We start from the raw sequence: 24,568 nt of genomic DNA, 5'->3' as shown, positions 1-24,568 counted from the left end.
CAGGCGATGACGAAGGTGGTCGATGCGATTCGCGCCCTCGAGCGCGATCGGTTCCGGGCGATGGTCGACGGGGACGGCGAGGCGCTTGACGCGCAATTGTCGGACAAGGTGTTCTTCGTGCACACCAACGGCAAACGAGAAACCAAGCAGCAGTTCATCGACGCAATCGTCGCCGGCCGCCGCCGCTATCGCCAGATCGAAATCCAGTCGCAGGACCTGCTGACCGTCGGCGACGCCACCTGCGTCGTCACCGGGCGCGCGCTGATCGAGATGGAAACGAACAACGGCGGGCTGGTGTTTCCGATCGCCTATACGGCCGTCCACACCCACGAGCAAGGCCACTGGCGCCTGCTGGCGTGGCAGGCGACGCGGTGCGCAACCGAGACATGAGCGCGCGTGGCGCTCCTTTTCATGTCCCCACTGAAGCGGCCTTCTGGGCCGCTTTTTGCTGGCCCGTGCGGCGCGGATCGCGCGGCGCACGGGCGGTCACGCCCCGCCCCCTGACGTTCAAACCCTGAAGTGAAACCCGGCGCTCAGGCCGCCGCGCGTCGGTCGGCGCAATGCCAGGTCGAGCGGTTGATCGCGCTGACGACCGCGTCGAGCGCGGCGCTCGCCGCATTGGCGTGCACCCCGACGCCATGCCGCAGCGGCGCATCGCCGATCCGGCAGCCGACCGATACCGCGATCCTGCCGTCCGTCGTGCGCGCGTGTTCGCACGACGCGACGTCGATCGTCGCGCCGGCCGCCGTCGCGAAGGCCGCGGCCACGCGCTGCACGGCGTCTTCGGGCGTCGCGTCGGCCGGCGGCGCGACCGCGATGTCGCGGTTCTGCCAGCGCGCGCCGTCTCCGTGGCGCGCGGCCGGGCCGGCGGTCTCGAAGAATTCGCGGGCGAACAGCGCGCAGATCGCATCGCCGGTCACTTCCTCGCCGGACGCGTCGGCGAGCGTCTGCACCGCGTGGCTGAATTCGATCTGCACGCGACGTGTCGGCGTGAAGCCCATCCCGCGTTCGAGCAGGAACGTCGCGCCGCCCTTGCCGGACTGGCTGTTCACGCGGATCACCGCGTCATAGCTGCGGCCGAGGTCGGCCGGGTCGATCGGCAGGTACGGCACTTCCCACACCGCGTCGGGCCGCTGCTGCGCGAAGCCCTTGCGGATCGCATCCTGGTGCGAGCCGGAGAATGCCGTGAACACGAGGTCGCCCGCGTACGGATGGCGCGGATGCACCGGAATCTGGTTGCAGCGCTCGACCACGCGGCGCACCGCGTCGATGTCGGAGAAATCGAGGCCCGGGTCGATGCCCTGCGTATAGAGGTTCAGCGCGAGCGTGACGAGATCGACGTTGCCGGTGCGCTCGCCGTTGCCGAACAGGCAGCCCTCGATGCGGTCGGCGCCCGCGAGCAGCGCGAGTTCGGCGGCCGCGACCGCGGTGCCGCGATCGTTGTGCGGATGCACGGACAGCACGATGCTGTCGCGATACGCGAGATTGCGGTCCATCCACTCGATCTGGTCGGCGAACACGTTCGGGCTCGCAGCTTCGACGGTCGCCGGCAGGTTGACGATCATCTTGTGATCGCGGGTCGGCCGCCATGCCTGCGCGACCGCGTCGCACACTTCGCGCGCGAACGTCAGTTCGGTCATGCTGAAGGTTTCCGGCGAGTACTGGTAGGTCCAGTGCGTGTCCGGGCGGGCCGCAGCGTGTTCCTTGATGAGGCGCGTGCCGTCGACCGCGAGTGCCTTCACGTCGTCCTTCGACATCCCGAACACGATGCGCCGGAACGACGGGCAGATCGCGTTGTACAGGTGCACGATCGCGCGCGGCACGCCTTCGAGCGCGTCGAAGGTGCGTGCGATCAGGTCTTCGCGCGACTGCACGAGCACTTCGATCGTCACGTCGTCGGGGATGCGCTTGTCGTCGATCAGCTTGCGGACGAAATCGAAGTCGGTTTGCGACGCCGACGGAAAACCGACTTCGATTTCCTTGAAACCGATCGCAACCAGCATGTCGAAGAATTCCAGTTTCTGTTCGATGCTCATCGGCTCGATCAGCGACTGGTTGCCGTCGCGCAGGTCGGTGCTCATCCAGACCGGCGCACGCTCGATGGTGCGGGTCGGCCAGCGGCGGCCATTGAGGCGGACGGGTTCGAACGGACGGTACTTGTCTTGCGGGTTGCGCTTCATCTTCTGGACCTCGGGTCTCAAGTCGCGAGCGAAGACGGGCGGCAGGGGCGACGGTTGGCGCTGCCTCGCACCGTGGCGCAGAAAACGCGCCGCGGATGCGGATGATCTTCGCGAATCGACCGACGGATAGACGGACGAATGCTGACGACTTCGGGTTGTAAAAACTGCGAGAAGGGTGCTGCGAGGAACTGCTGGAGGGACCGTGCGGACAGCACACGGCGCTACGCGAGCCTTAGGCTAGTCGTAGCGATAGCGACCGCGCTAGGCGGCCGGAGGTAATTCGGAGGGTGTTCGGAAAGGAACGCATGGCGACAACTCTATGTCAGGATGCATGCGCGTGTCAAATGGTCGGTTCAAAGGTCGGCGCGAAAGGGGCCGACCCGGGTGGGGCCGACCCGGGATACCGATTACGGTGCGGTCCGGACGATCCGCACGATCGTCGCGACCTGCCGCGCAAGCGCGTCGGGCACCGGAATTTCGCCGCGCAGCACGGCGTCCGTCCAGGCGGCCGTCGTCGCCGCGTCGCGCGATTCGGGCAGTGTGACGGGCGGCGCGTCGGTCGACGAGCGCTCGGCCTCGATCAGCGTGTCGCACACGCCGTCGTGCAGCCAGTCGACCTGCACCTGGCGCCGCGTGTCGGCCGCCGCTTCGCCTTCGGTGCCGCGCGCGAGCAGCGCACCGCCGAGCGCGGCGTCCGGATGATCGCGGAACAGTTGCGCGAGGCTCTCGCGGTACGGCGGATGCGTGTAGTTGACGAGCCGCAGCCCGGCCGGCGCGAACGGCTGGAGGATCTTCACCAGCGTGTGCGTGGAGTTGCGCACGCCGAGCACGCGGCGCATCGACAGCAGGCGCGCGATGCGCGGCGCCAGCGCATCGATTGGCGCGAACGCGACGCGGCGCTCGGCGAGCGTGTCCTCGATCGCGTCGTGCGACGTCGACGGCGCGATCGACAGCGCCGAGAAGATCTCCGCGCTCGTCACGCGGCCCGGATCGCGCTCGACGCCGTGAACGAGCACCGGCACGCCTTCGCGCGCGAGCAGCAGCGCGAGCAGCGGCACCAGGTTCGGCTGCTTGCGCGCGCCGTTGTAGCTCGGAATCGACACCGGGCGGAACGCGGCATCCTGCACGTGCACGGGTTCGAACGACGCCTGCGCGGCGGCGAGCATCGCGGCCAGTTCGTCGGCGCTTTCACCCTTCAGGCGATAGGCGATCAGGATCGCGCCGAGCTCGACGTCCGACACGCGCGCATCGAGCATCGCGCGATAGAGCTCGAACGTGTCTTCGGCGGACAGCGCGCGTGCGCCGTTCGGGCCGCGGCCGATTTCCTTGATGAAGCGGGCGCAAGGGAACGGCGAGGCTGCGGAGTCGTGGGGAGCGGTCATCGGGCGTGGGGCGGGCGGCCGGCATCGGGCCGCGCGGTGAACGGTAAGGAATGCCCCGAGTATCGCATGGGCGCGGCTCGCCCAAGGACGCGGCCGCGCGCGTCGGCACCGCGCGGCGCGCTAAACTCGGGTTCCCGGCGGTGCCCTGCGCATCCCGTCGCCGGCCAAATACGACTACGAGAGACATCCCATGAAGCTCTACAGCTATTTCCGCAGTTCCGCGTCGTACCGCGTGCGGATCGCCCTGAACCTGAAGCAGCTGCCGTACGAAACGGTCCCCGTGCACATGCTGCGCGACGGCGGCGAGCAACTGAAGGACGCCTACCGCGCGGTGAATCCGGATGCCGTCGTGCCGACGCTGATCGACGGCGATGCCACGCTGCAGCAATCGCTCGCGATCATCGAATATCTCGAGGAAACGCATCCCGAACCCGCGCTGCTGCCGAAGCAGCCGGGCGACCGCGCGTATGTGCGGGCGATCGCGTTGCAGGTCGCGTGCGAGATCCATCCGCTGAACAACCTGCGCGTGCTCAAGTACCTGAAGCACACGCTGAAGGTGCCGGAGGAAGCGAAGAACGAATGGTATCGGCACTGGATCGAGGCGGGCTTTGCGTCGCTCGAGACGCGCCTCGCGAACGATCCGCGCACCGGCAAGCTTTGCTTCGGCGACACGCCGACGCTCGCCGATATCTGCATCGTGCCGCAGGTGTTCAACGCGAACCGCTTCTCGATTGATACGACGCGCTTCCCGACGATCCAGCGGGTGGCCGATTACGCGTCGACGCTCGACGCGTTCAAGGCCGCCGAGCCCGGCGTGCAGCCCGACGCCGAATGACCGCCGAACGATGCCGCGGCCGCCGGCTGGCGGTTTCCTGCGCGCATGAAAAAGGGCGCCCGAAGGCGCCCCGTGCGATGCGGGCCGGCGGCGTTCAGTCGAATAGCGCGTCCGCGAATTCCACGGCGTTGAACGGCTGCAGGTCCTCAACCTTCTCGCCGACGCCGATGAAGTAGACGGGCACCGGGCGCTGCCGCGCGATCGCGGCGAGGATCCCGCCCTTGGCGGTGCCGTCGAGCTTCGTGACGATCAGGCCCGTGAGGCCGAGCGCATCGTCGAAGGCCTTCACCTGCGTGAGCGCATTCTGGCCGGTGTTCGCGTCGATCACGAGCAGCACCTCGTGCGGCGCGCCGTCGTGCGCCTTCGAGATCACGCGCTTCACCTTCTTCAGCTCTTCCATCAGGTGCAGCTGCGTCGGCAGGCGGCCGGCCGTGTCGGCCATCATCACGTCGATCTTGCGCGCGCGCGCGGCGCTGACTGCGTCGAAGATCACCGCGGCCGGGTCGCCGCTTTCCTGCTGGACGACCGTCACGTTGTTGCGTTCGCCCCAGACCGCCAGCTGTTCGCGCGCGGCCGCGCGGAACGTGTCACCCGCGGCCAGCAGCACCGACTGGTCGAAGCTCTGCAGATGCTTCGCGAGCTTGCCGATGCTGGTGGTCTTGCCCGCGCCGTTCACGCCCGTGATCATCATCACGAGCGGCTGCGCGCGGCCGAGCATCAGCGATTTCTCGAGTGGCTTCAGCAGTTCGACGAGCAGGTCGTGCAGCGCGCTCTTCACCTGCTGCGGATCGGTCAGCCGGCCGGTTCGCACTTTCTCGCGCAGCGCACCGAGCAGGTACTCGGTCGCATCGACGCCGGCGTCGGACATCAGCAGCGCGGCTTCGAGTTCTTCGTACAGGTCCTCGTCGATCTTCGTGTTGACGAACACGCCGGTGATGCTCGAACCCGTCTTCGCGAGCCCTGTTTTCAGGCGCACGAGCCACGATTTCTTCGCCGAGGCGTCCTGCGTCGGCGGCGGCACGATCTCGACCGCTTCGACGACTTCGTCGCTGCCGTCGTTGGTCGGCGTGACCGTCATCACGACGGCCGGCGCGGTCGGTTGCGGTTGCGCGGGGGCGGGCGGTGCTTCGATCGCCTGACGGGCATCGGGGGCGGGCGCGTCGGACGGCTCGTCCGGTTGCAGCGCGTCGGCCGATTGCGATTCCGTGGAGTCGGACTCCTGCGTTTTCTTGAATCGTTTGAAGAAGCTGAACATGGTCTGACGTCGGGAAGAGGGCGGGGCGCCGCGGGGCGGAGCGCGGCAGGGGCCGTCGGGCGTGCGCACGGCGGCCGAAACCGTGCATTTTATCAGTGCGGCGAGGCACTCGCGTCAGCCGGTGCCGCCGCTGTGGTAACGTGCGCCTGTTTAGCGGTGCGCCCCCGTGCGCACCCGGTCCCTCCGTCGTCGATATTCCGTATGTCCCGTCCCTCTTCCGGCCGCCCGGCGGCCTCCTCCGGCCGCGGCAAGCCGCACACGATCCGCATCATCGGCGGTGACTGGAAACGCACGCCGCTCGCCGTGCTCGATCTCGACGGCCTGCGGCCGACGCCCGATCGCGTGCGCGAGACGCTGTTCAACTGGCTCGGCCAGGATCTCGACGGCCGGCGCTGTCTCGACCTGTTCGCGGGCACCGGCGCGCTCGGGTTCGAGGCCGCGTCGCGCGGCGCGACGAGCGTCGTGATGGTCGAGCGCCACCCGCGCGCGGCGCAGCAGCTGCGCGCGATCAAGGACAAGCTCGGCGCGCGCTCGGTCGAGGTCGCGGAAGCCGATGCGCTGCGGCTCGCGGCCGGGCTGACCCCGGGCGCGTTCGACGTCGTGTTCCTCGATCCGCCGTTCGGCGAGCCGGCCGTGCTCGATCGCGTGATCGCGCTGGCGGCGCCGCTCGTCGCACCGGATGGCTTGCTCTACGTCGAGACGGGGGCGGAGCTCGACCCGGCCGCGCACGAAGCGCTCGCCGGGTGGCAGGTGGTCAAGCACGGCAAGGCCGGTGCGGTTCACTACCATTTGCTGCAGCGCGAAAATGATGAATAATGCGCGTTCCATACGAGGCGGCGCGCCGGACAGGCGACGCATGCCCATCTCGGCAGTGGCGTGCGCATCGCACGGCTGCCACCCCGTTTGCGTGATGACAGGAGGAGCGACATGGTAGTCGCCGTGTATCCCGGTACGTTCGATCCGCTGACGCGCGGGCACGAAGACCTCGTGCGGCGTGCGTCGAGTATTTTTGATACGCTGGTGGTCGGAGTAGCCGACAGCCGCGCGAAGAAGCCGTTCTTCTCGCTGGAAGAACGTCTGAAGATTGCGAACGAGGTGCTCGGCCATTATCCGAACGTGAAGGTGATGGGGTTCAAGGGCCTGTTGAAAGACTTTGTCCGCACCAACAACGCGCGCGTGATCGTGCGCGGCCTGCGTGCCGTGTCCGATTTCGAGTATGAGTTCCAGATGGCGGGGATGAACCGCTATCTGCTGCCCGACGTCGAGACGATGTTCATGACGCCGTCCGATCAATACCAGTTCATCTCGGGGACGATCGTGCGCGAAATCGCGCAGTTGGGCGGCGATGTCAGCAAATTCGTGTTCCCGTCCGTCGAGAAGTGGTTGACCGAGAAAGTCGCCGCGATGGGAGGCCCGGCCGCGTGATGCGGCGCCGGCCGGTTTCGTCGCGAAGCCGGCCGCCGGCCTGAAGAAGTGAGATCAGTATGTCTTTGATGATTACCGACGAGTGCATCAATTGCGACGTGTGCGAGCCCGAGTGCCCGAACGGCGCGATTTCGATGGGCCCGGATATCTATGTGATCGACCCGAACAAGTGCACCGAGTGCGTCGGCCATTTCGACGAACCGCAGTGCCAGCAGGTGTGTCCGGTCGAATGCATTCCGCGCGATCCGCAGCATGACGAATCGCACGCGCAGTTGATGGAGAAGTATTACGCGTTGACCGCCGCGAAGGGCGACGATGCGCAGTGACCCCGCAGTGACCCCGCCGTGACGCACGCGTCACGACGTCACGATTTCCTCGACCGGCGCCCCTCGGCGCCGGTTCCGCTTCCCGCTTGTGCTTCAGCCGATCAGGTCGCGCAACGCCGCGACGAGCGCGTCGCATTCCGCGTCGGTGCCGACGGTGATGCGCAAGTGCTGGTCGATGCGCGGCGCGCGGAAGTGCCGCACGAAAATTTCCCGATCCTTCAGCTTTGCCGCGATCGCGCCCGCATCGTGCGCGGGGTGGCGCGCGAACACGAAATTCGCGGCCGACGGCACGACGTCGAAGCCGAGCGCCTCGAGCGCGTGCGTGAGGCGCGCACGGGTGTCGATCACGCGCCGGCAGGTCGCGTCGAAATGGTCGGTGTCTTCGTATGCGGCCTGGGCGGCGGCCTGCGCGAGCCGGTCGAGCGGATAGGAGTTGAAGCTGTCCTTTACGCGATTGAGCGCGTCGATCAGCGCCGCATCGCCGAACGCGAAGCCGACGCGCATGCCCGCGAGCGAGCGCGCCTTCGACGTCGTATGCACGACGAGCAGGTTCGGATAGCGGTCGATCAGCGTGATCGCGGATTGCGCGCCGAAATCGACATACGCTTCGTCGATCAGCACGACCGACGACGGGTTGGCGGCCGCGATCCGTTCGATGTCCGCGAGCGGCAGCGCGCGCCCGGTCGGCGCGTTCGGGTTCGGAAACAGCACGCCGCCCGCGTCGTCGAGATAGTCTTCGACACGGATCGAGAAGTCGTCCGCGAGCGGCACGATCGTGGTCTCGACGCCGTACAGGCGCGCGTAGGTCGGATAGAAGCTGTACGAGATGTCGGGAAAGCGCAGCGGCCGCTCATGCTTGAGCAGTGCCTGGAATGCGTGCGCGAGTACTTCGTCGGAGCCGTTGCCGACGAAGACCTGTTCGGGCTTGATGCGGTGATGGGCCGCGACCGTCTCGCGCAGTGCGCGCGCGAGCGGATCGGGATAGCGACGCAGCGTGTCGCCGGTGTCGCCGAGTTCGCGTGCGATCGCCGCGACGACGCGCGGCGAAGGCGGATAGGGATTCTCGTTGGTGTTCAGCTTGACGGGGTGTGCGAGTGCGGGCTGTTCGCCCGGCACGTAAGGCACGAGTTGCTGAACGACGTCGCTCCAGTAACGGCTCACCGCTTGGCTCCTGACGGGCAAAAACGACCAGATTACCGCATGTGGGCGACGCGGTGCGCAATTGCACAGGACCGAGAGTCCGCCCGGCGCCGCCGGACGGCACGTTGCACCGTGCCGGCGCGGCTTCAGTTGCGATGCAGCTGCATCGTCGCGCGGTCGAGCTCACCCTTGACGACCATTGGCATCACGGCGAGCGCGCGCTCGATCGATGCGTCGATCACGTCCTGCTCTTCACGGCGCGGCGGCTTCAGCACGAAGTTCGCGACGTCGGGCTTCGCGCCGGCACGCGCGCCTTCCGGGATCAGGTCGCGCGGATGGCCGATGCCGATGCGCAGCCGCCAGTACTGCTGCGACGACAGGTGCGCGGAGATGTCCTTCAGGCCGTTGTGGCCGCCGCTGCCGCCGCCGAGCTTCAGCTTCACGGTGCCGGGCGGCAGATCGAGCTCGTCGTGTGCGACGAGGATCTGGTCGGGCAGGATCTTGAAGAAACTCGCGAGCGCGACGACCGACTGGCCGGAGCGGTTCATGTAGGTTTGCGGCTCGAGCAGATGGACTTCCTCGCCGTGCAGGCGCGCTTTCGCGTAGAAGCCGTGGAAGCGGCGCTCGTCGCGCAGCGTCGCGCCGGCTTCGCGGGCGAGCTGGTCGACCAGCCAGAAGCCGGCGTTGTGGCGCGTCGCAGTGTATTCCGCCCCGGGATTGCCGAGGCCGACGATCAGTTTGATCATGACGTTTCGTAGGCGGCAGCGCCGCCTGGGCGCAGAAAAAGAAAAACCCGCCGGGCGAGCCGCGGCGGGTTGCGTCGACCGTTTCGTGAAACGGATCGAACGGGCGCGTGGGCAGCCCTTAGGCAGCCGGCGTTTCGCCTTCGCCTGCTGCGTCCGACACGGCGCCAGCCGGGATCGTCGCCGATGCGACAACCGGGTTTTCCGCGTCGATGTGCGCGACCAGCGCCACGCCCTTCGGCAGAGCGATGTCCTTCGCGTGCAGCGACTGACCTGCTTCGATCTTCGACAGGTCGACTTCGAGGAATTCCGGCAGTGCCGACGGCAGGCACTCGATTTCGATTTCCGTCGCGACGTGCGAGACGACTGCGCTCGACAGCTTCACTGCCGGGCTGACTTCAGCGTTCAGGAAGTGCAGCGGCACCTTCGTGTGCAGCTTCTTCTTCGCGTCGACGCGCTGGAAGTCCACGTGCAGCACGAGTTGCTTGAACGGGTGGTATTGCACGTCGCGCAGCAGAACCTGTTGCGACTGGCCGGCCACTTCGAGATCGAGGATCGACGAGTGGAAGGCTTCCTTCTTCAGTGCGTGCCACAGCGCGTTGTGATCGAGTTCGATCTTTTGCGGGGCTGCTTCGCCACCGTAGACGATACCCGTGGTCTTACCAGCGTTGCGCAGGCGGCGGCTCGCACCCGTACCTTGCTCTTGGCGCTCGAAAGCGACGACTTTCATGTGATTCTCCATTAGCTGCCCGCGACCAGGCAGTAAAACGGGGCCTGCGAAATGGCGGCCCCTGATGAAACGGGCGGGGTTTCGTCTATCCCGTCCGATTGTGCAAAAAGCGAAGCGTTGCCGCTTCGCTTTCCGCGCATGCTTTTTCGTGTCGTTACGCGATCAGGATTCCGCGAACAGCGACATCACCGAGTCGCCGCGACGGATTCGCGAGAACGTTTCGGCCAGCAGGCTCGCGCTCGTCAGCGAGCGGATCTTCGAGCAGGCCAGCGATTCGGCCGACAGCGGGATCGTATCGGTGACGACCAGCTCGTCGAGTTCCGATGCGGCGATACGCTCGGCGGCGCCACCCGACAGAACCGGGTGCGTCGCGTACGCGAACACCTGCTTCGCACCGCGATTCTTCAAGACTTGCGCGGCCTTGCAGAGCGTGCCGGCCGTATCGACCATGTCGTCCATGATCACGCAGGTGCGGCCTTCGACTTCACCGATGATGTTCATCACTTCGGCGACGTTCGCTTTCGGACGACGCTTGTCGATGATGGCGAGATCGCAGTTGAGCTGCTTCGCGAGTGCCCGGGCGCGGACCACGCCGCCGACGTCCGGCGACACGACGAGCAGATCCGCGTAGTTCTGCTTGCGCAGGTCACCCAGCAGGATCGGCGTTGCGTAGATGTTGTCGACCGGGATGTCGAAGAAACCTTGAATCTGGTCGGCGTGCAGATCCATCGTGATGATCCGCTCGACGCCGGCGATTTCCAGCATGTTCGCGATGACCTTCGCCGAGATCGCGACGCGCGCCGAGCGCGGGCGACGGTCCTGGCGGGCATAGCCGAAGTAGGGGATGGCAGCGGTGATCCGGCCGGCGGACGCGCGCTTGAGCGCGTCGACCATGATCATCAGTTCCATCAGGTTGTCGTTCGTCGGCGCGCACGTGGATTGCAGGACGAAGACGTCCTTGCCGCGCACGTTTTCCTGGATCTCGACTTGAATCTCGCCGTCGGAGAAACGGCTGACCATTGCTTTGCCGAGGGGGATTCCAAGGATATTGACGACTTCCTGGGCGAGCGCGGGATTCGCGTTGCCAGTAAAGACCATCAGGCCATCAAGGCTGTGGCTGCTCATCGTGCACCTGCTTCAGGCTTGGGCGGGAAATGCGGGAAAATTTTTGGCAGGGGAGGAAGGACTCGAACCCTCGCATGCCGGAATCAAAATCCGGTGCCTTGACCAACTTGGCGACTCCCCTACACTTAACTGATAACTTCACCGGACTTGTAGGCCATCCGGCAAAGCAAAACTTCATGACGCGAAAGCGAAGAGCGGATGCTCGTTCAGGCTCTCGGCAACTGCACCGTTCCAACCGGTGGGCAGCTTGGCTTTCGCCGCTTCTGCCTCGTGCTTGCTTTGAAACGCTGCAAACACGCTTGCTCCGGAGCCGGTCATCCTCGCGGGGGTCACATTATACAACCATTTGACCACCTGCGCAACTTCCGCGTACTTACTTGTCACAACTTGCTGCATATCGTTCCGGCCGAAACTGTCTGGCCATCCCGCATCGCTGTTTTGCTGTGCAAGAAAGTCAGCAATTGTGACTGGCTTCGTATTCCTTGTCAACAACTCATCTGAAAAAATTTCAGCGGTGGGGACATGAACTCGCGGCGTCACAACCAGGAACCAGCGAGTCGGCAATTCTACCTCAGCTAATTCTTCTCCGATACCCTCTGCGAACGCATTTTTTCCAAAAACAAAAAACGGGACGTCGGCGCCGAGTTTTACCGCGAGCGATTGCAGTTCCGTACGCGACAGGTCGAGCTGCCACAGGCGGTTCAGCGCGAGCAGCGTCGTCGCCGCGTCGGAGCTGCCGCCACCGAGGCCCGCGCCCATCGGCAGGCACTTGTCGATCTCGATGTCGACGCCGGCTGTGGTGCCCGTATGCGTTTTCAGCAGGTTGGCCGCGCGCACGACGAGATCGCTTTCCTCGGGCACGCCCGGCACGTCGGTAACGCGTGCGACACGACCGTCGTCGCGCAGCGTGAAGTGGAGCGTGTCGCCCCAGTTCAGCAGCTGGAACACGCTTTGCAGATCGTGATAGCCGTTCGGGCGACGGCCGGTGATGTGCAGGAACAGGTTGAGTTTCGCGGGCGCAAGGCAGTTGCGCAGCGAGCGGGTCGAATCGGTCATGCGTATGTCGGGGCTAGGTTCACGTGCTTACTGGTCGAGCACGAGCTTGATGTCGAGCGGCGGCGTCGCGCGCACGAGGTTGACGCGTTTGACGCCGGTGGCCGGTGCATCCGCGTAGGCGAGGTAGTCGATCGTCCAGCCGTCCTGGCGAATCTGCTTGACGTGTGTCGCGTCGGCCGGGTCGCGCACCGTCTGCGCGGGCGTCGCGGGCGCGGGTGTCGGCAGCAGCCAGTAGCGCAGGCCGGCCAGCGGCAGCGAGAAGCCGAGCGTGTTCTGCATCAGTTCGCCGACGTCGGTCGCGTACTGCGGCTGGCGGTTCGGCAGTTCGAGCGTTGCGGCCTGCGGTGTCGATTTCACGACTGCGAGCGTCTGGCCGAGCGGGCTGCGCAGTTCGAGCGACACGTCGTCGCCGTGCTCCAGCCAGTCGAAGTTGCCGTACACGTTTTGCTGCCTGCCGAGACGGTCGTTGTACTGCACCGCGAAACGGCCATGGTACGCATGCGTCGCGGCCGTCTGCAACGCGGCGCCGGCCGGCGCGTTCGCCGACGGCGGCGTGCTCGCGCAGCCGGCGAGCGCGAGCGCCGCGCCGGCCGCGGCCAGCGTGCGCAGCGCGCGGGAAGACAGGGAAAGCATCGGGAACATCCGCATCAGAGGCCGTTGATCTGGAGGCGCTTCAGCGTCTGCACGAGCGTGTCGTTGTCGGGCTCGAGCTTCTGCGCGGCTCGCCATGCGATACGCGCGTCGTCCTGCGCGCCGCTTTTCCACAGCACTTCGCCGAGGTGAGCGCCGATCTCGGCATTCGGCTGCAACTCGAACGCGCGCTGCAGCACCTTGGCCGCGCCGGTCGTGTCGCCCATCCGGTACTTCACCCAGCCGAGGCTGTCCATAATGTACGCGTCGTTCGGCGCGAGCGACAGTGCCTTGTCGATCAGCTTGCTGGCCTCCGGCAGGCGCTGATTGCGATCGGCCAGCGAATAGCCGAGCGCGTTGTACGCCTGCGGGTTGTCGGGCTGCGTGCGGATCAGCTCGCGCAGCTGTTTTTCCATCGTCGCGTAGTGGCCGGTCTTTTCGGCCGCCATCGCGTAGTCGTAGCGCAGGTCGGGATCGTCCGGGAAGTCCTGGACCGCCTGGCCGAGCCGCGCCTCGGCTTCCGGATAGCGCTTCGCGGTGAACAGGATCGACGCGTCGGTGCGTGCGACCACGGCCGCATCGCGTGGATCGCTGATCGGCAGATCGTCGAGCACCTTGCGGGCCTCGTCGGTCTTGCCCTGTTTCTGCAGCAGCTGCGCGCGCGTGATCTGCGCCGGCAGGTAGTGCTGGCTCGTCTGGTCGACCTTGTCGAGCCATTGCGACGCCTGCGCGTCGTTGCCCTGCTCGATCGAGATCTGCGCGAGGTAGATGTAGCCCTGGCCGACATCGAGGTTCGACTGCTTGTCGCCGAGCTGCACGTACTGTTTCAGGTACGCGCTCGCGTCATCGAGCTTCTTCTGCTGGATCTTGATCAGCGCGAGCGCCATCAGCGGCGTCGGGTCCTTCGAGTCGAGCTTGCGCATCGTCTCGAACTGTTTCTGCGCGTCGTCGAGGCGGTCGTCGGCGAGATAGAGCTGTGACAGCGCGAGCCGTCCATCGCGCGACTTCGGATTCTGCTGAACATATTTCTCGAACGACGTGATGCCGGCCGCGCGCTCCGCGGGGCCCATTTGCGACAGCATCAACGCCGCCGGCAGGTAGTCAGGACGGATCTGCAGCGCCTGCTTCAGCGACCGCGCCGCGCCTTCCTTGTCGTCGACCGCCAGTTGCTGCCGCGCGATCGCGAGCTGCGCCTCGGGGCGGTTCATGTCGTTCTTCAGCATGTCCTTCAGCACCGCGAGGCCCGCGACGCGGTCGGAGCCGCGCACCAGCAGCGCCTGCAGCGCGAGGATCGCGGGGCCGCGCGTTTCGCCGGTCGCGCGGGCCAGCTCACGCGCGAGCAGCGGTTGCGCGTCGGCCGGCTTGCCGGCGAGCACCAGCAGCGCGGCGTCGACTTGCGATGCGCGGTTCGAATCGGGCGCGTACTGGCGCCACAGATTGGCCGCGGACAGCGCGTCGGCCGGGCTTTGCGCGCCCAGTGCGATCTCGGTCGCACGCTGCGCCATGCGCGGATCGCGCGTGTCGCGGGCGAGGGCGAGGTAGGTCTGGTAGGCCGGCGCCGGCTGGTTGCGCTGGAGCGCAACTTCGGCGGCCAGCACCTGGTAGACGATCTGGCTCGTCAGCGCGACGCCGGGGAGATTCTTCTGCTCATCCGCCATCACATGCTCGAACGCGCCCTGCGGCTGCGCGTCGTCCGATGCCGGATCCTGCGCGTGAGCCGGGATGGCGGTGAGGGTCCAGGCGGCGAACAGCGCGGCGCCGAGCGCACGGCGGACCGGGAAGGCGCGCGCGCCGTGCTCGGCGGCGGGGCGCTTCAGAAGCAGCTTCGAGGGCAGAGTCATGGAAATCCGTTCGATGTTTCAACCGATTGTAACGCGCTCGCTACAATACACGCACGATCGTGAATCCCGTTTCAGACCCGCAAAACATGCCAGAGTTGCCAGAAGTCGAAGTCACGCGCCGGGGCATCGAGCCCTTTGTCGCGGGCCGCCGCGTCGAGCGTGTCGACGTCCGTACCGCGATGCTGCGCTGGCCCGTGCCGGCGGGGCTCGCGGAGCAATTGCGCGCACGCGAGGTGCTCGCCGTCGAGCGTCGCGGCAAGTACCTGCTGTTCGAGGTCGACGCGGGCTGGTTCATCGTTCATCTCGGGATGACGGGCACGCTGCGCGTGCTGCCCGCGGCCGGCGTGCCGGTCGCCGCGAAACACGACCACATCGACTGGATCTTCGACGAGTTCGTGCTGCGCTTTCGCGATCCGCGCCGCTTCGGCGCCGTGCTGTGGCACCCGCGCGAGGCGGGCGACGTGCATGCGCATCCGCTGCTCGCGAGCCTCGGCGTCGAGCCGTTCTCGCCGGCGTTCACCGGCGCGCTGCTGCATGCGCGCACGCGCGGCCGCACGGTGTCGGTCAAGCAGGCGCTGCTCGCGGGCGACATGGTCGTCGGCGTCGGCAACATCTATGCATCGGAGAGCCTGTTTCGCGCCGGTATCCGGCCGACGACCGCCGCCGGCAAGGTATCGCTGCCGCGCTACGAGCGACTGGCCGACGCGGTGCGCGCGACGCTCGCCGACGCGATCGAGCGCGGCGGCAGCACGTTGCGCGATTTCGTCGGCAGCAACGGCGAAAGCGGCTATTTCCAGCTCGACTGCTTCGTCTATGACCGTGCGGGGCTGCCTTGCCGCGTATGCGGCACGCCGATCCGCCAGATCGTGCAGGGTCAGCGCTCGACCTATTTCTGCCCGACCTGCCAGCGTTGAGCCCGTTGAAACCTTTTTTCAAAGATTCGAACACTTGAAGCCGCCCCGCATTGCTCCTGCTCCGTTCCCCGTCACGCCGCTGCACCGCACGTTCGCCACGCGCCTGATCGCATGGCAGCGCATGCACGGCCGCCACGACCTGCCGTGGCAGAACACCCGCGATCCGTACTGGATCTGGCTGTCGGAAATCATGCTTCAGCAGACGCAGGTATCGACCGTCATCCCGTACTACCTGCGCTTTCTCGAACGCTTTCCCGACGTCGCCGCGCTCGCGGCCGCACCGGCCGACGACGTGATGGCGCTGTGGGCCGGCCTCGGCTACTACTCGCGCGCACGCAACCTGCACCGCTGCGCGCAGGTTGTGGTCGCCGAGCATGGCGGTGTATTCCCGTCGACGCCCGACGCGCTCGCCGAACTGCCGGGCATCGGCCGCTCGACGGCCGCGGCGATCGCGTCGTTCGCGTACGGTGCGCGCGCGACGATCCTCGACGGCAACGTGAAGCGCGTGCTCGCGCGGGTGTTCGGTGTCGAAGGCTTTCCGGGCGAGAAGCGTGTCGAGAACGACATGTGGGCGTTGGCCGAATCGCTGCTGCCGGACGCCGCGAATGAGGCCGACGTGAGTGCCTACACGCAGGGGCTGATGGATCTCGGCGCGACGCTGTGCGTGCGCGGCAAGCCGGATTGCGCGCGCTGCCCGTTCGCGGGCGACTGCGTCGCGCAATCGACGGGCCGGCAGCGTGAACTACCGGCCGCGCGGCCGAAGAAGGCCGTGCCGACACGCAAGACCTGGATGCTCGTGCTGCGCGACGGCGATGCCGTGCTGCTCGAGCGGCGTCCGCCCGCCGGCATCTGGGGCGGCCTGTGGTGCCTGCCGCAGGCCGACGGCGATGCCGCGCTCGCGGCACTCGCACGCGGTTTCGGCGGCGGCGGCCCGGTGCCGCTCGCTTCGTTCACGCACACGTTTACGCATTTCCGGCTCGAGATCGAGCCGCGGCTGAGCGACATGACGAACGGCGGCCTGCCGGCCGCGCACGCGCAGGATGCCGAGACGGCGTGGGTGCCGCTGAGCGGGCTCGATGCGTATGGCGTGCCGGCGCCCGTGCGCAAGCTGCTCGATGCGCTGAGCGGGCCGCTGCTGTAACGAAAGGGGAAGGGGCAGGGCGCGCTAGGGAAGACGCCCGGCCGCCGCGGGGCATCCATTCGTTGGGCGATGCGCGGCGGCGGCACCACTGTAACGCTGCGACGTGACCGGGTGGCCGATGCCTACAGCCATCCGTGTCGATCGAGCACGTGGTGCACGGCATCGATCCGCGCGCCGACATCCGGAAACTCCATCAGCTTCTGCCGCGCGCGCAGGTCGAGCGGCAGCAGTTCCGCGAGGCGATTCGACACCCAGCTCGGATCGTCGAGGCGGAACGGTTCGGCGAACGGCAGCTTGCCCGGTTCGGATTTCTTCAGCGCCTCGATGATGCGCTCGAGCACCTCGGCGCACGAGCCGAATTGCGCGAGCGCCTGCTCGCCTTCGAGCGGGATGTCGTCGGGCAGCGGCTCCGCGATCCCGACCAGCAGCCCGTTGCCTTCGACACGATACGACAGCAGCTCGAAACGCTGCGTGCCGATCGCCTCCAGGTACAGCATCCCGAATTCGCCGGTGTCGCACTCGGTGATGCGCGCCATGCAGCCGATGGTCTCGGGCACCGACACGGCGCCGTCCTGCGCGACTTCGGGGCCGCTCTTGAGCAGGCACACGCCGAACGGTGCGTCGTCGCGCAGGCATGCGCGGGACATGTCGAGGTAGCGCGCCTCGAACACCTTGAGCGGCAGCCAGCCACCGGGAAACAGCACCGTGTGCAGCGGAAACAGCGGCAGGTCGATCAGGGTGGTCGATAGGGTGGACATGGCGCGCCGGGGAGAGGGCGGTGTCGCTAAGGTCGGTCGACCTCGGTGACGAGCCGCGACGACGCGTCGACATCCACTGGCGCGTCACGATGCCGCACGATCACGTTCGCATCGTGCGCGAGGCGCGCGGCGAGCGTTTCCGCGATGAATACCGAGCGATGCTGACCGCCCGTGCAGCCGATGGCGACGGTCAGGTAGCTGCGGTTGTCTTCGCGAAAGTGCGGCAGCCATTTCATCAGGAACGCATGGATGTCGTCGATCATCTGGTGGACGATCGGCAGTGCGTCGAGAAAGGCGATGACCGGCTGGTCCAGCCCGGTGAGCGGGCGCAGCTCATGGTCGTAGTACGGATTCGGCAGCGCGCGCACGTCGAACATCAGGTCGGCATCGAGCGGCACGCCGCGCTTGAAGCCGAATGACTCGAACATCACCATCAGGTCGTTGCTCTTCTGCTCGATGAAGCGCTTGACCCACGTGCGCAGCACGTTCGCGCGCAGGGTACTCGTATCGATCTGGTGGCCGAATTCGGCGAGCGGCGCGACCAGGTCGCGCTCGCGCTCGATCGCTTCCTCGAGCGACGACAGCAGCCCGATGTTCGCGTCGTGCGACGGCGAACCGGACAGCGGGTGGCGTCGGCGCGTTTCGGAGAAGCGCTGGATCAGCGCCTGCGTGCTCGCGTTGAGGAACAGTACGCGGACATCGTGCTCGAGCGACAGCGAGCGGATCAGGCCGGGCAATTCGTCGAGCGACGCGCTCGAGCGCGCATCGATTGCGACCGCGAGCCGATGCTGGCCGCCGTCGGCAAGGTAGCGGGCGAGTTCGGGGAGCACGTGCGGCGGCAAGTTGTCGACGCAGTAGTAGCCTGCGTCTTCAAGCGCATTCAGCGCGACGGACTTGCCTGAGCCGGAGATGCCGGTGATGAGGACGATACGCATGGGAAGCAGAGAATCCTGACGTTTCATCATAGCACCGGCTCGACGCGTCGGCGCTGCGAGGCCGGCGCGGGGAAGTTACACGAGCTTGCCGGGGAACTGACTGTCGGGATCCTGCATCGCGAGTCGTTGCCGATCCATGAAATCGCGCAACGTGTCGATGCCGCGCAGCTGCAGGATCGTGTTCCGCACGGCTGCCTCGACCAGCACCGCGAGGTTGCGGCCGGCCGCCACCTGGATCGTGACCTTGCTGATCGGCAAGCCGAGCACGTCGACCGTCTGGCTTTCCAGCGGCAGCCGCTGGAATTCGCCGTCCGGGCGGCGCACGAGCTGGACGATCAGCTTCAGCTTCATTTTCCGGCGCACGGCGGTTTCACCGAAGATCGTCTTGATGTCGAGCAGGCCGAGGCCGCGCACTTCGAGCAGGTTCTGCAGCAGCGGCGGGCAGCGGCCTTCGACGAAATCGGGGCCAAGTCGGACGAAGTCGACGGCGTCGTCGGCGACGAGGCCGTGGCCGCGGCTGATGAGTTCGAGGCCGAGTTCGCTCTTGCCGAGCCCGGAGTCGCCGGTGAGCAGCACGCCCATCCCGAGGATGTCGAGGAACACGCCGTGCAGCGTCGCGCGCGGTGCGAGGATGCGCGACATGTAGAGCCGCAGGCTGTCGATCACCGCGGCGGCCGACATCGGCGTCGTGAACAACGGCGTGGACGAGCGCGTACAGCGCAGCACGAGTTCGGGCGGCGCGGCGGCGCCGCCGGCGACGACGAGAAACGGCGGTTCGAGTGCGATCAGCTCGGCCATGTGGCGCGAGCGGTCTTCGTCGGTCTGCCGCTGGTAGTAGTCGATTTCGGCTTCGCCGAGCACCTGGATCCGGTTCGGGTGGATCAGGTTCAGGTGGCCGACGAGGTCGGCGCTGGACGTCGCGTTGGCGACGGTGTCGGCCGAAAAACCGCGCTCCCAGCCTTCATGCCCCGTCAGCCAGCTCAGTTTCAGCGTGGCCGCGTTGTCGTCGAAGATGCTCTGGGCGTTGATGCTGGACGTATCCATGACTTTCGTCACTCCAATGAGCCGGTGCGTGTGCGGGGCGACGGGCGTCGCCATGCCGGACCGGCGCCGGGCGGCCCTGGACGGCGGCGAGTGCCGCCTCGTTCGGGAAAATATTCCGCCCGGATCAACTCAAGGTTGCCACTGAGTGAGCACGCGATGCAACTCGGCGAGATCTGTTTCGTTGTGCAGACGCTCGCGCGCGTCGCGATCGGATAGCAGTTGCGCGATTTCCGACAGGATCTCGAGGTGCTGTTGGGTAGCTTGCTCGGGGACGAGCAGGAAAATCAGGAGACCGACCGGCTGGCCGTCGGGCGCTTCGAACGGGATCGCGTCGGCGAGCCGCACGAATGCGGCGAGCGGGTGCTTGAGCCCCTTGATGCGCCCGTGCGGAATCGCGACGCCCTCGCCGAGCCCGGTCGAGCCGAGGCGCTCGCGCGCGAACAGGTTGTCCGTGACGGTGCTGCGGGCGACGCCGTTCTGATTCTCGAACATCAGCCCGGCTTGTTCGAAGACGCGTTTCTTGCTGGTGACGGAGAGGTCGATGACGACGTTCTCTATGGGCAGGATTTTGGCTAGGCGATTCATGTTGGCAGGCGATTGGGCGGCCTGGGGTCTCCTTGCGGCGGCAGACTGATTTTCCATGTTCGGCGATATCAAGGCGTTTGGCATCGGCAACCTGCAAGGCAGCTACCGCACCCAACGCCCCCCGGCGATAACCGGGACATTATAGAGCACAGCCGCGTGCGTGGCGCGGCATGGACGGACCGGTCGCACCACTGCCGTACGGACACAAAAAAAACGCCCGGCGAACCGGGCGGCGTGGGTGTTGCGGTGAACGTTATTGCGGCGGCAGTTCGATCTGGTCGATCGACGGCTGCAGCTTGATCGGGTCGTGCGCATGGGTCTGCAGACGCTCCATGTGCTTGACGACCTGGCGGTCCAGCTTGTCGATCAGCAGATCGATCGCAGCGTAGAGGTTGCCGTTTGCGCTTTCGACGAAGATATCCTTGCCCTTCAGGTGCAGATTGATTTCCGCGCGCTGCTGCTTGTCCTTTTCCTTGTGGTTGTCGACCGAGAGGATCACAGTGCCATCGATCACCTGATCGCTATGCCGTAGCACCCTGTCCAGCTTGGTGATCACGTATTCGCGAATTGCAGGCGTGACTTCGAGATGATGTCCACTGATCTTCAGGTTCATAGTGCTTCTCCAAGCGAGTGACCACCCGGCCGCATCGAGGCGGCGCTCCGGTCGACTTGCCCTTGCCGCACGTGGCGGCAAATTCGCGGACAGGTCGCCCGGCTTGTCCCCCGTGTGCGCGGTGGCCGGAAGACGCCCGCCGCCGGGCAGGCAGCAGGCTAAAGAGACTTGCGCAGATTCACTGCTGGGATTTTGAGGGCTTCGCGATACTTGGCAACCGTGCGGCGCGCAACCACGAAACCCTGTTCTGCCAGCAGCTCGGCAATGCGGCTGTCCGAAAGTGGCGATTTTGGGTCTTCAGCTCCTATCAGTTGCTTGATCAGGGCTCGGATGGCGGTCGACGATGCGGCGCCCCCGGTGTCGGTCGAAACGTGTGACCCGAAGAAGTACTTGAATTCCAGCGTCCCGAAGGGGGTCAGCATGTACTTGCCTGTTGTCACACGGCTGACAGTCGACTCGTGTAGGCCCAGCGTATCAGCAATTTCCCGCAAAACCAAGGGGCGCATGGCAATTTCACCATGCGCGAAGAAATTCTTTTGACGTTCGACAATGGCCTGCGCGACACGCAGAATCGTGTCGAATCGCTGCTGGATGTTCTTGATCAGCCAGCGTGCTTCCTGGAGCTGCTGCTTCAGCGATCCGGCCGACGGATCGCCGCGGCTGTTGCGCAGGATGTTCGCGTACAGGTTGTTGATCCGCAGACGCGGCATCACTTCCGGATTGAGTTCAGCGAGCCAGCCCTGACCGGCCTTCTTCACGATGATGTCGGGCACGACGTAGTCCGCCTCGGCCTTGCCGTAGGCGGCGCCGGGGAACGGCTCCAGCGAGCGGATCAGCGCGTGCGCGTCGCGCAGCGCGTCGTCGCTCGCCTTCAGGTGCTTGCGCAGCCGCGTGAAGTCGCGCGCGGCGAGCAGCTCGAGGTGCTGCGACACGATCTCCAGCGCGAGCGTGCGGGTGGGGGACGGATCGAGGCGCAGCAACTGCAGCTTCAGGCATTCGGAGGCCGAGCGGGCCCCGACCCCGGCCGGGTCGAAACTGTGCAGCAGCGCGAGCGCCGCATTCAGTTCGTCGCAGTCGATTTCCAGTTCCGGCGGCAGGTCGTTGAGCACTTCGTCGAGCGAGGCGGTCAGATAGCCGTCGTCGTCGAGCGATTCGATCAGGAACATCACGAGTGCGCGATCGCGTGGGCCGGCCTGCGTGACGCGCAATTGCGCGGACAGGTGGTCGCGCAGCGACGTTGCGGCTTCCTGCACCTGCAGCGGCGGGAGGTCGTCGTCGTCCGAGGCACCGCTCGAGCGGCCGTACTCGTCGAGATTCCACTGCGGGCCGTCGCCGGCGTCGCTCGACCCGTAGCCGTCGTATTCGTCGGCGCCGGCCGGCTCGTCGCGCTCGGCGCGATCGCTCGACTGGCTGCTGCCGTTCGCGGGGCCCGGCTCGATGTTCTGTCCGGAAGGCGCCTGCGCAATCAGCGATCCGTCCGACGCGACACGCAGCGGACTCGAGATCCATTCGTCATCGTTCTCGAGCAGCGGATTCTGCGCGACGGCCATCGCGACTTCCTGCTGCAGTTCGAGCGTCGACAGTTGCAGGAGCCGGATCGACTGCTGCAGTTGCGGGGTCAGCGCCAGGTGTTGCGACAGGCGGAGTTGAAGGCTGGCTTTCATGGCAGAGAGGGAGTCATACCGGCAGTTTGCCACGACCGAGCCGCATTGAGCCATCGGCGATTACGCGCGGCGCGGCGCCCGGCCGCGGGCAGGGCCGCCGCGCGGGGCACGCGGGCGCAGCCCCGCGCGGCGATGCCGGGCGGGGTGCAGCCAGCCACAAAAGGGGGAGCTTACATGCGGAAGTGTTCGCCGAGGTACACGCGGCGCACGCTTTCGTTTTCGATGATTTCGCTCGGCGCGCCGGCGGCGAGCACCGAACCGTCGCTGATGATGTAGGCGTGGTCGCAGATGCCGAGCGTTTCGCGGACGTTGTGATCGGTAATCAACACGCCGATGTTGCGCTGCTTCAGGAACTTGACGATCTTCTGGATCTCGAGCACCGCGATCGGGTCGACGCCGGCGAACGGTTCGTCGAGCAGGATGAAGTTCGGGCTGGTCGCAAGCGCACGCGCGATCTCGACGCGGCGACGTTCGCCGCCCGACAGCGACAGCGCCGGGTTCTCGCGCAGGTGGCCGATCTGCAGCTCGTCGAGCAGCTCCTCGGTGCGCGCTGCGATCGCGTCCTTCGACAGTCGCTTGCCGTCGTCGCCGTGCTGCAGTTCGAGCACCGCGCGGATGTTTTCCTCGACGGTCAGCTTGCGGAACACCGACGCTTCCTGCGGCAGGTACGACAGGCCGAGCGATGCACGCTTGTGGATCGGCAGCAGGCTGATGGAGCTGCCGTTCAGCGAGATCTCGCCCGCGTCGAGCGGCACGAGGCCGACGATCATGTAGAACGACGTCGTCTTGCCGGCGCCGTTCGGGCCGAGCAGGCCGACGACTTCGCCGCTCTTCACATCAAGCGACACGTCCTTGACGACCGTGCGCGAGCCGTAGCGTTTCTTCAGGTTGCGCACGACGAGCGAACTCGTCGTGCCGGCCGGCTGGCGATTCGGTAGCGCGTTCATTGTCCCGGCGCTCCCTGGATCGTGGTCGACGGCGACAGCTTCGCCGGCGCGCCGTTCAGCTGCCCGGGGCCGCCGCTCTTCGGCGACAGCATCGCGCGCACGCGGCCGTTCGGATTGCCCGGCGCCGCGACGTCCTTGCCGCCCTTCGCGGTGTAGAAGTCGCGCTGGCCGTCGTACGTGATCACGCTGCCGTGCACGGTGTCGGCGATCGTCGACGTGCCCTGCAGGCGGCGCACGGTCGCGGCGGTCGTCAGGGTCGTCAGGTCCTGCTTGCCGTCGTAGTCGATGCGCTCGGCGTCGCCGTCGATGTACTCGTCGAGACCTTCGCGTTTCTGGCGGAACGTCGCGTGCTTCTTGCCGCTGCCGAACGACGTCGCGTACTGATAGCCTTCCGGATCCTGGCGCACTTCGACGCGATCGCCCTTGATGATGATCGTGCCCTTCGTGATCACGACGTTGCCGGTCGCGACCGTTACCTGCTTCAGGTCGTCGTAGGTGAGGTTGTCCGCCTCGACGTTGATCGGCTTGTTCTGGTCAGCCTTCTCGGCATGGGCGAGCGGCGCCAGCCCGACGAGCGGGAGCGCCACGAGCGTCGCGGCGAGCGCGGCGCGGACGGCGCGCGCAGCGCCGCCGGAATTCTGTCGAGGGAACGGTTCGTTCATGCAGTCACGTGAGGGATGCGTTACCTGGATTGACCTTTCGAGCCGCCGGACGTGTCCGCCGCGGCGATCGTGCCGCGCACGTTGCCGTAAAGCTCGATGACCCGGGTGACGTTGTTGTACTTCATGCCGTCGGTCGCGTTGACGAGCGACAGGCCGCGCTGAAGTTTAACCGGCTTTTCGGTCTGGATCACATCGTCATTGACGAAGATCCGGAAATGCTGGGAATCGGCCTGCATCTGCGGATCGCCGCCGCCGGCCACGCGCAGGATGCGCGCGTCGTCGTACAAGTCGACGATCGACACATCGCCGTTGACGGTGCCGCGCTTCGCGGTGGTCGTGACGACCGGCTTGCCGGGCTGGAATGCGCGCATGGCCGGGTCGGTCAGGTCGCTGTTGTCGGTGTCTTCATAGTGGATCAGCTTCGCGGCCGTCAGCCGGTACTGGGTCGTGCCTGACTGGTCGAGCTCGGTGACCGAGAAGTTGTCCGCGAAATAGTCGGGCGTATGGCGCTTCGGCTGCGCGGTGCCCTCGCCGGGCGGCGGCAGCGTCGCCTGCAGCAGCCACCACGTGATGCCCGCGAGCGCGGCGACCGCGATGAGCGGCAGCAACTGGGTCCAGCGGAAATGCGTGTTCATCC

At 66.5% G+C, this 24,568-nt stretch carries 26 protein-coding genes and 1 tRNA gene; 7 read left to right on the top strand and 20 right to left on the bottom strand.

The genetic code is table 11. The features are described 5' to 3' along the window. Positions 1-6: 6 nt before the first annotated feature. Positions 7-390, top strand: a complete 384-nt coding sequence (locus F3J14_RS15965; RefSeq protein ID WP_006753292.1) for a nuclear transport factor 2 family protein — start codon at positions 7-9, stop codon at positions 388-390. A 143-nt stretch (positions 391-533) separates the two neighbouring features. Here F3J14_RS15965 and leuA read toward each other — a convergent pair whose 3' ends face one another. Continuing rightward, on the bottom strand, positions 534-2,180 hold the full coding sequence (gene leuA / locus F3J14_RS15960) for a 2-isopropylmalate synthase (RefSeq protein ID WP_166723812.1): 1,647 nt from the start codon (positions 2,178-2,180) through the stop codon (positions 534-536). A 407-nt stretch (positions 2,181-2,587) separates the two neighbouring features. Beyond that, positions 2,588-3,562, bottom strand: coding sequence for a DNA-binding protein YbiB (ybiB, locus tag F3J14_RS15955; protein WP_166723811.1), 975 nt, complete (start codon positions 3,560-3,562; stop codon positions 2,588-2,590). Positions 3,563-3,752: 190 nt separating this feature from the next. Between ybiB and maiA the strand changes: the two genes are divergently transcribed. Further along, the gene (maiA, locus tag F3J14_RS15950; protein WP_006760402.1) at positions 3,753-4,397 is read left to right on the top strand and encodes a maleylacetoacetate isomerase; all 645 of its coding nucleotides are present in this window, start codon (positions 3,753-3,755) and stop codon (positions 4,395-4,397) included. Between the two features lie 94 nt (positions 4,398-4,491). Here the strand turns inward: maiA and ftsY are convergent, their stop codons facing one another. After that, entirely contained in the window at positions 4,492-5,652 is a 1,161-nt protein-coding gene (gene ftsY / locus F3J14_RS15945; protein WP_166723810.1) for a signal recognition particle-docking protein FtsY, read from the bottom strand. Positions 5,653-5,853: 201 nt separating this feature from the next. On the opposite strand from ftsY, the gene rsmD reads away from it, so the two are divergent. The 3 genes from rsmD (at position 5,854) to F3J14_RS15930 (ending at position 7,403) form a co-directional block, all read left to right on the top strand. Next, positions 5,854-6,468 carry a 16S rRNA (guanine(966)-N(2))-methyltransferase RsmD gene (rsmD, locus tag F3J14_RS15940; protein ID WP_166723809.1) on the top strand — a complete coding sequence of 205 codons (615 nt, stop codon included), beginning with the start codon at positions 5,854-5,856 and terminating at the stop codon, positions 6,466-6,468. Between the two features lie 111 nt (positions 6,469-6,579). Further along, positions 6,580-7,077 carry a pantetheine-phosphate adenylyltransferase gene (gene coaD / locus F3J14_RS15935; RefSeq protein WP_006398238.1) on the top strand — a complete coding sequence of 166 codons (498 nt, stop codon included), beginning with the start codon at positions 6,580-6,582 and terminating at the stop codon, positions 7,075-7,077. A 59-nt stretch (positions 7,078-7,136) separates the two neighbouring features. Next, positions 7,137-7,403, top strand: coding sequence for a YfhL family 4Fe-4S dicluster ferredoxin (locus tag F3J14_RS15930; protein ID WP_166723808.1), 267 nt, complete (start codon positions 7,137-7,139; stop codon positions 7,401-7,403). 93 nt (positions 7,404-7,496) lie between these two features. Here the strand turns inward: F3J14_RS15930 and hisC are convergent, their stop codons facing one another. From hisC to F3J14_RS15890, 8 genes are all read right to left on the bottom strand, one after another. Next, on the bottom strand, positions 7,497-8,564 hold the full coding sequence (gene hisC / locus F3J14_RS15925; RefSeq protein ID WP_166723807.1) for a histidinol-phosphate transaminase: 1,068 nt from the start codon (positions 8,562-8,564) through the stop codon (positions 7,497-7,499). 125 nt (positions 8,565-8,689) lie between these two features. Continuing rightward, on the bottom strand, positions 8,690-9,289 hold the full coding sequence (gene pth / locus F3J14_RS15920; RefSeq protein ID WP_006760396.1) for an aminoacyl-tRNA hydrolase: 600 nt from the start codon (positions 9,287-9,289) through the stop codon (positions 8,690-8,692). A 118-nt stretch (positions 9,290-9,407) separates the two neighbouring features. Continuing rightward, positions 9,408-10,016, bottom strand: a complete 609-nt coding sequence (locus F3J14_RS15915; protein ID WP_006753282.1) for a 50S ribosomal protein L25/general stress protein Ctc — start codon at positions 10,014-10,016, stop codon at positions 9,408-9,410. Positions 10,017-10,178: 162 nt separating this feature from the next. After that, a complete protein-coding gene (locus F3J14_RS15910; protein ID WP_006753281.1) occupies positions 10,179-11,141 on the bottom strand; it encodes a ribose-phosphate pyrophosphokinase in 963 nt (320 codons plus the stop codon). A gap of 44 nt (positions 11,142-11,185) precedes the next feature. Further along, positions 11,186-11,262: transfer RNA gene (locus tag F3J14_RS15905), tRNA-Gln, on the bottom strand. 53 nt (positions 11,263-11,315) lie between these two features. Then, a complete protein-coding gene (gene ispE, locus F3J14_RS15900) occupies positions 11,316-12,197 on the bottom strand; it encodes a 4-(cytidine 5'-diphospho)-2-C-methyl-D-erythritol kinase (RefSeq protein WP_166723806.1) in 882 nt (293 codons plus the stop codon). Between the two features lie 27 nt (positions 12,198-12,224). Further along, positions 12,225-12,845: a lipoprotein insertase outer membrane protein LolB gene (lolB, locus tag F3J14_RS15895; protein WP_166723805.1), complete on the bottom strand. Its 621-nt coding sequence runs from the start codon at positions 12,843-12,845 to the stop codon at positions 12,225-12,227. Then, complete coding sequence (locus F3J14_RS15890) at positions 12,845-14,668, bottom strand: tetratricopeptide repeat protein (RefSeq protein ID WP_166723804.1); 1,824 nt, start codon at positions 14,666-14,668, stop codon at positions 12,845-12,847. The genes lolB and F3J14_RS15890 overlap by 1 nt, the downstream gene beginning before the upstream one ends. 86 nt (positions 14,669-14,754) lie before the next feature. Between F3J14_RS15890 and mutM the strand changes: the two genes are divergently transcribed. Together mutM and mutY are read left to right on the top strand one after the other, a co-directional pair. Further along, positions 14,755-15,582, top strand: coding sequence for a bifunctional DNA-formamidopyrimidine glycosylase/DNA-(apurinic or apyrimidinic site) lyase (gene mutM / locus F3J14_RS15885; RefSeq protein ID WP_041491280.1), 828 nt, complete (start codon positions 14,755-14,757; stop codon positions 15,580-15,582). Positions 15,583-15,616: 34 nt separating this feature from the next. Continuing rightward, complete coding sequence (gene mutY, locus F3J14_RS15880) at positions 15,617-16,723, top strand: A/G-specific adenine glycosylase (RefSeq protein WP_166723803.1); 1,107 nt, start codon at positions 15,617-15,619, stop codon at positions 16,721-16,723. Between the two features lie 122 nt (positions 16,724-16,845). On the opposite strand, the gene F3J14_RS15875 is transcribed toward mutY, so the two are convergent. The 9 genes from F3J14_RS15875 to lptC form a co-directional block, all read right to left on the bottom strand. Further along, a complete protein-coding gene (locus tag F3J14_RS15875; protein ID WP_006752630.1) occupies positions 16,846-17,481 on the bottom strand; it encodes an LON peptidase substrate-binding domain-containing protein in 636 nt (211 codons plus the stop codon). Between the two features lie 26 nt (positions 17,482-17,507). Further along, positions 17,508-18,416: an RNase adapter RapZ gene (gene rapZ / locus F3J14_RS15870; RefSeq protein ID WP_166723802.1), complete on the bottom strand. Its 909-nt coding sequence runs from the start codon at positions 18,414-18,416 to the stop codon at positions 17,508-17,510. A 75-nt stretch (positions 18,417-18,491) separates the two neighbouring features. After that, the gene (hprK, locus tag F3J14_RS15865) at positions 18,492-19,460 is read right to left on the bottom strand and encodes an HPr(Ser) kinase/phosphatase (RefSeq protein ID WP_010090664.1); all 969 of its coding nucleotides are present in this window, start codon (positions 19,458-19,460) and stop codon (positions 18,492-18,494) included. Positions 19,461-19,589: 129 nt separating this feature from the next. Then, complete coding sequence (locus F3J14_RS15860) at positions 19,590-20,129, bottom strand: PTS sugar transporter subunit IIA (RefSeq protein WP_006752627.1); 540 nt, start codon at positions 20,127-20,129, stop codon at positions 19,590-19,592. A 169-nt stretch (positions 20,130-20,298) separates the two neighbouring features. Further along, a complete protein-coding gene (gene raiA / locus F3J14_RS15855; RefSeq protein ID WP_006477786.1) occupies positions 20,299-20,658 on the bottom strand; it encodes a ribosome-associated translation inhibitor RaiA in 360 nt (119 codons plus the stop codon). A 158-nt stretch (positions 20,659-20,816) separates the two neighbouring features. Continuing rightward, positions 20,817-22,322, bottom strand: a complete 1,506-nt coding sequence (locus F3J14_RS15850) for an RNA polymerase factor sigma-54 (protein WP_166723801.1) — start codon at positions 22,320-22,322, stop codon at positions 20,817-20,819. Between the two features lie 170 nt (positions 22,323-22,492). Continuing rightward, positions 22,493-23,269 (bottom strand): LPS export ABC transporter ATP-binding protein, encoded by a 777-nt coding sequence (gene lptB / locus F3J14_RS15845; protein ID WP_166723800.1) that lies wholly within the window; start codon positions 23,267-23,269, stop codon positions 22,493-22,495. After that, positions 23,266-23,931: a lipopolysaccharide transport periplasmic protein LptA gene (lptA, locus tag F3J14_RS15840; protein WP_006752624.1), complete on the bottom strand. Its 666-nt coding sequence runs from the start codon at positions 23,929-23,931 to the stop codon at positions 23,266-23,268. Before lptA ends, lptB begins: the two co-directional genes overlap by 4 nt. Positions 23,932-23,951: 20 nt before the next feature. After that, entirely contained in the window at positions 23,952-24,566 is a 615-nt protein-coding gene (gene lptC / locus F3J14_RS15835) for an LPS export ABC transporter periplasmic protein LptC (RefSeq protein WP_166723799.1), read from the bottom strand. Positions 24,567-24,568: the final 2 nt, after the last annotated feature.

The sequence above is a fragment of the Burkholderia sp. Tr-862 genome, assembly GCF_011753085.1.
GTDB lineage: Bacteria > Pseudomonadota > Gammaproteobacteria > Burkholderiales > Burkholderiaceae > Burkholderia > Burkholderia ambifaria.
This window is presented reverse-complemented; position numbering and strand designations above follow the sequence as displayed.